The organism is uncultured Streptococcus sp. (genome assembly GCF_938036805.1).
In the GTDB taxonomy this organism is placed as follows: domain Bacteria; phylum Bacillota; class Bacilli; order Lactobacillales; family Streptococcaceae; genus Streptococcus.
This window is the reverse complement of the sequence record NZ_CALHWC010000049.1, coordinates 1-3,702: the sequence shown is the minus strand read 5'-3', so window position 1 is coordinate 3,702 and position 3,702 is coordinate 1. Positions and strand designations below refer to the sequence as shown.

Below are 3,702 nucleotides of genomic sequence, written 5' to 3'. Positions count from 1 at the left end.
TACACGCCTACTGCGTTTCCAACACAGCCTCTTAAGCCTCTTGAGTAATCTTCCATAAAAGAGAAAGACTTGCTTTCTCAAAACTTTATCCATTATACCACATTGCAGCTCCAGCCGCTATACTTTCCGTTATATTTTTTCGAAATTTCTATTAATTCCCAAACATGTTGGTTGATGCTAGGGAGCTCTGTAGTATCGAATCGGGATATTTCTAGTTTGTAAGGTCGAGGATCGCCTTCTTCTTTTTTTCTAGAAGAAATATCATAATCAAGAGCAGAGGCATCCCCCATAAAGGAAACACGATCATCGTAAGTCTCAAAACTAAACTTATGAGTGATTTCCCTTAGTTGACTGTGGTCATCCCCGTCTTTTTCTAAGCGATACCAGATACGCTGGTTTAAAATAGATTGATACTCATATTCATTTGGATACAAGAAGTCAAAGTATTGTTTCCATTCAGGATCCACCAGAGTAGCTGAATTATATTGATATTTCGAAAATTGCTCCATTACTTGGGCAATAATCGGCATGTGCTGCTCTCTATCTTTCAAATAGTAATAAAACTCTATATGACCATCTGTGATGACTACTCCGACATAGATAGCCGCAATGCGCTTCATCGCTTCTGAAAGACGATCTTCGATGAGGTTCAAATTAGAAAATTCGTCATAATCTGGAAACCCTGTTTCTGGATCAACATTCAAAATAGCAATTCTCAACCGTAGTGCATAAGTATAGGATGGATAGGGAGCGATAGAATCCAACGCTAAATTTAGACGGATACTAGCCATTCGGTCATCAATAAGGGTCGAAAAAGAGCCCCATTCATTCGGAAGATTTTCTAAATCAACAGAAACTTCCTCAATGGGTAGATGACTATCTTGACTCTTCCCTAAGATTTTTCCAAAAAAACTCATATCATCAAAAACCTCATTTACATATCCCTATGGAGCCGGTGGGAGTACCTAAAACACTATTAAAACAGTCCATAAGAGATTTGTTGTATCCTTTGTTGTATCCGTGATTTATAATCACTATTTTTGTTTTAAGATATTATACCACAAAAATTTTACGATACAAAGATAAAGCTAAAAGAATCGTAATTATTATAAAAACAGACCAGCAGCGCTGCCAGCCTGCCAAGTCTTATTCAAAATCTAGCAAGTCACTTTCTACGACCGCCTCGAGTGCTAGAGATTTTCTTCCCTTATCTTCAAAATCAATAGTGATTGTGTTGTCTTTGATTTTTAGCACTGTTCCTGTTCCGAATGATGGATGTTTAACAGTTGATCCTACAACATCCTTGTGAGCCTCAATCCATTCTTTGACTTTCTCATTTTCTTCCTGAGACTGAATAAGACCAGACTGTTTCATCAATTCAACTACATCAAAATATCCATATACAAATGTCCGTTTGAAATCTGAACCCATAGACAATTCTGAACGTTTTACAGGATCACCCAACCCTAGCATTAGTTGAATAGCTTTCAAAATAACATCATCAGAGACATTACGACTGTCAAGCTGTCCACCAACTACATCACCATAAACACCGTAAAAATGCCCATCTTCGCCATCAATACCGTAGATATCCATGATATTACTTGTACCAAGATTGCAATAAACTGCTCCATCTTCATTTACAATAGCATACGCTACATCGTTATTTTTAATAGTTTCAAGTAGTTCTTTTGCTGAAATCATTGTTAGCTCCTCCGCATAATTTGTCAATTTGATAGCATTTTCTAAACTCATTTTTTCGATTGGTGTTTTTCCTGTAACCCATCTGCTGATTGTAGTGTCACCAATTCCAGTCGCTTTAGAAATTTTATAGGCTGTTACATTCTTTAGTAATTTTTGAATTTTGTTAAAATTTGCTTTACTCATTTTTTATTATCTCCTGAATACCAAGCTATAGCGATCGCCAAAATTGCTACAAATAATATAATTTTCATCTTGATTTTTCCTTCTCTTTCTTGTACAATGAAAGGCAAGGAGAGCTTTCGCTCTCTTACCTTCAAGCGATTATCTCTTCCGCCGTCTGAAAAACTTGGGAGCGATTTTCGCTTTTTTATTTTGCTCTTTTAGTACTTGGTACCAAGAGCGACTCTCTTTTGAGATTGCTACTGCAATCCCTACCGCAACTGTGACCCTTGCAAGCCACTCGTCTAGGTTGTCCATTTGTATCACCTCCTTACATTATTTATTATACCGCATTACAATGCGTTAGTCAAGTCTTTTTACAATTTTTTTTGAATTTTTTTAAAAAATTTTTGCAAATGAAAAAACCCCAGCCGAAAGGCCGGGGTAGATTAAAATTTAAGAAAGATATTTTTTATTTATCGCAGTTTCCGCTGCGGTTTTTATTTAAAGCTACCAAAATCAGTAATACGCTGGCCGTCTTTTGATTGACCAACTGCAACATAGCGACGATTCCCTGATCCACCAATATATGTGATCCAGATATAACCATCAACATCACACCAGCCATCATAATTGATTTCTTGTCCAGCTGAATAGACTGCCACAATCTCGGCATTCAAGCCAGCAGCTGCTCGGACATTGAGCGCAGATACCTTGACAGTAAATGTCCCGGTCTCTTCGTGGATTGACCCATCACCGCTAGGAATGGTTGGAGCGGGTTGATAGCTAGTGTCATCCGTTGGGAAGTAGAACCAACCAACAACACCGTCAAAGTTACGGGTATTATATCGAGCAGGACCACCGATATACAGACTGTCCGCATTGCCATCGATGTTTTGCTCGATTGTTTTCATGGTGTAGCCGTCGCTATCTTCGATTACAAGACCTGTATGGCCGTATTCGTGACCATAGATGTAGGTCGTATCCATAACAAAGACCGCCCCAGCTCGTGGTTTGCTATCAAGATTTCCCTCTTGATTGTACTCTACCTCGTAGCCAAGGCTGGCCGCTGAATTGAGCAGGTCAATGGCATTTCCCCACAAAGCTTTTCCAAAAAAGTTGATAGAGATTGAATTTGGTAAGTCTACGCATTGTGTACCCCAAGCTCCGTCAGCGTCCGTTCCTACGCCAGCGTTTGCCAGATTTTCAGCAAACAAAATTACATCATTTGTTGTTGCCATTTTATTTCCCCCCTTATTTATCAAACTGACTCGCGCCGATGATATAAGTCACCTCTCCGACAATGTCAAGCGGTGTAGGCAGCTGACGCACATTGCTAGCATTGACCAGCACACGACCGTCTGGCATCAAGACGAAGTCAATTGCAGCTTGTGGTTGGATTTTACCTTGAGCGATCACTTTAGCTGTAAATGTGACAGGATGCGCAGGCTTAAATCCTTCTGCGATTCTTTCGTTTAATGTATATTGACCGTTATCCCAGCGTTGGGTCGCTGGTGTAGAGATGTGAGCTCGCACTTGTGCTTCCTCATTTCGAGCTAGATAGAGTTTTGACCCAAAGCCAAAACGGAAATTTCCTTCTGCGTATTCAGTTACTTTTACTTTTGTCATTTTTTATTTTCCTTTCATTTTTTCAAAGGCCGTGAGCCAAAAGTAGCCCGCAGCAAAAGCAAACAGAGCAAGCTTCAGCGCCTGCTCTATTATTTTATTGATGAGGCTCATCATAGCCTAGAGCTCGCTGGCTATCAGACAGTCCAGCGGTTGTAGGGTCTGTGACCACACCCAGAATAACCAAGATTAAGACGAATGTATTGACTCCTG

The 3,702-nt window shown here is 39.8% G+C and carries 7 protein-coding genes; all 7 read right to left on the bottom strand.

The window, feature by feature from the left end; all coding sequences use genetic code 11:
* Positions 1-92: 92 nt before the first annotated feature.
* Positions 93-917, bottom strand: coding sequence for a DUF695 domain-containing protein (locus tag Q0191_RS01965; RefSeq protein ID WP_297663340.1), 825 nt, complete (start codon positions 915-917; stop codon positions 93-95).
* A 229-nt stretch (positions 918-1,146) separates the two neighbouring features.
* Entirely contained in the window at positions 1,147-1,887 is a 741-nt protein-coding gene (locus tag Q0191_RS01960; protein ID WP_297663338.1) for a DUF3553 domain-containing protein, read from the bottom strand.
* Positions 1,884-2,021, bottom strand: a complete 138-nt coding sequence (locus Q0191_RS01955) for a hypothetical protein (protein ID WP_297663336.1) — start codon at positions 2,019-2,021, stop codon at positions 1,884-1,886. The genes Q0191_RS01960 and Q0191_RS01955 overlap by 4 nt, the downstream gene beginning before the upstream one ends.
* 4 nt (positions 2,022-2,025) lie before the next feature.
* Positions 2,026-2,181 carry a hypothetical protein gene (locus Q0191_RS01950; RefSeq protein ID WP_297663334.1) on the bottom strand — a complete coding sequence of 52 codons (156 nt, stop codon included), beginning with the start codon at positions 2,179-2,181 and terminating at the stop codon, positions 2,026-2,028.
* Between the two features lie 182 nt (positions 2,182-2,363).
* A complete protein-coding gene (locus Q0191_RS01945) occupies positions 2,364-3,104 on the bottom strand; it encodes a CHAP domain-containing protein (protein ID WP_297663332.1) in 741 nt (246 codons plus the stop codon).
* 13 nt (positions 3,105-3,117) lie between these two features.
* Complete coding sequence (locus Q0191_RS01940) at positions 3,118-3,492, bottom strand: hypothetical protein (protein ID WP_048791890.1); 375 nt, start codon at positions 3,490-3,492, stop codon at positions 3,118-3,120.
* Between the two features lie 94 nt (positions 3,493-3,586).
* Positions 3,587-3,702 (bottom strand): phage holin (locus Q0191_RS01935; protein WP_297663342.1); only part of this gene is annotated, 116 nt, incomplete at its 5' end.